Source organism: Kitasatospora sp. NPDC022856 (assembly GCF_055561235.1).
This window is the reverse complement of the sequence record NZ_JBVHHE010000137.1, coordinates 1-1,395: the sequence shown is the minus strand read 5'-3', so window position 1 is coordinate 1,395 and position 1,395 is coordinate 1. Positions and strand designations below refer to the sequence as shown.

Genomic DNA, 1,395 nt, shown 5'->3' with positions numbered 1-1,395 from the left:
CTAAGCTTCTCGTCGACCTCTCCAACGACCGGATCACCGGCCTCACCCCCACCGGTGAGGGATGGACCAAGCAGCAGCTCCTGCAGGCCACGCAGCACTGACACCTCTTACCAGGCCCGGCTCTGCCTGCGACGGGGCTCGGCGCGGTAGCAGCCAGGAGCGGCATCCTGCGGCGGGGCCGGCACGGAGGGGACGGGACACAGACTGGTCAGCGACTCGACCCAGGTACGCCTGCCGGGTCGTCACCAGGGCGCGCCAGCGGTCTCGGACAGCTTCGTCGTCTAGCCCGTGTGCGGGGGCGACCATGAGGCGGGCGATGTCGATGTAGTGGGCGTAGTCGTGGCTGCGGGTGAGCTGCGCTAGGCGCAAGCCCATCGGCCTCACCTGATGTCCTGTCACGGAGACGGCCAGGCGCCTCGGGGCAAGGCCAAGGCGTTGGCACGCGCCTCGGTGGCCGTGTTCATGAGAACGGGCGCTGGTCCAACTACCGTGAAGACGCTTACGCCGGGTGAAGGACATGCCTTGCCAAAGGCGGCGTGGCCGCTTTCAGCGGTCCCTGACCCGAGTTGGAGCGGGGTGGAGGACCTGGGCGAAACTCTCCCTGTGCTCGCCGTCACCACGGCCCGCTCGCCCACAAGCGCCTCCGACCCCTCTCACCTGGAGCCCGAATGTCTGAGACCCCTACGATCGTCATCCGTGACCTCGCCGCGGCCGACGAGAAGGACTGGCGCCGGCTGTGGGCCGGATACCTCGACTTCTACGAGTCCACCCGGCCCGCAGCGGTCACCGACTCCACCTGGCGACGGCTCCTCGATCCGCACCAGCCACTGCTGGGCCGCGTCGCCGAGTACGACGGCACGGTCGTCGGCATCACCAACAGCGTGCTCCACCACAGCACATGGCTCACCGGCCAGGTCTGCTACCTGGAGGACCTCTTCGTGGACCCCGCCCACCGCGGGCTCGGGGCGGGCCGCTTGCTCCTCCAGGACCTCTTCGACTCCGCCGCCGCCCGCGGTTGGGCACGCGTGCACTGGCTCACCGCGCACGACAACCCCGCCCGCCGCCTCTACGACACCTTCGTCACGGCCGACCACTTCGTCCACTACGAGCGGGACCTGCCCTCCGACGACGGCACCGGACCGGCCCCGGCCGACCGGCCGTAGCCCCGGCCACTGACCGGAGCGCCGCCCTCCCGCCTGTCAGTCCAGGTCGGTGGGCGGGTCCGGTGCGGTACGGGCACGGCCTGCCGCACCTGCAAGCGGCCCAAGGCGCCCCCGCGCCCGACCGCCGTCACGGTCGAGCCGCCCAAACGCCTGTGGGACCCGGCCAAGGCAACCGTGGAACGGCCCGTCCCCCAGCCTGACTGGATGCCCCCCAAACCCGAAGACGCCCTAA

General features: G+C 70.7%; 1 protein-coding gene. It reads left to right on the top strand.

Going from position 1 to position 1,395, the window contains the following annotated elements; genetic code table 11:
- Window positions 1-668: 668 nt before the first annotated feature.
- Complete coding sequence (locus ACZ34W_RS38680; protein ID WP_465611193.1) at window positions 669-1,163, top strand: GNAT family N-acetyltransferase; 495 nt, start codon at window positions 669-671, stop codon at window positions 1,161-1,163.
- Window positions 1,164-1,395 lie beyond the last annotated feature (232 nt).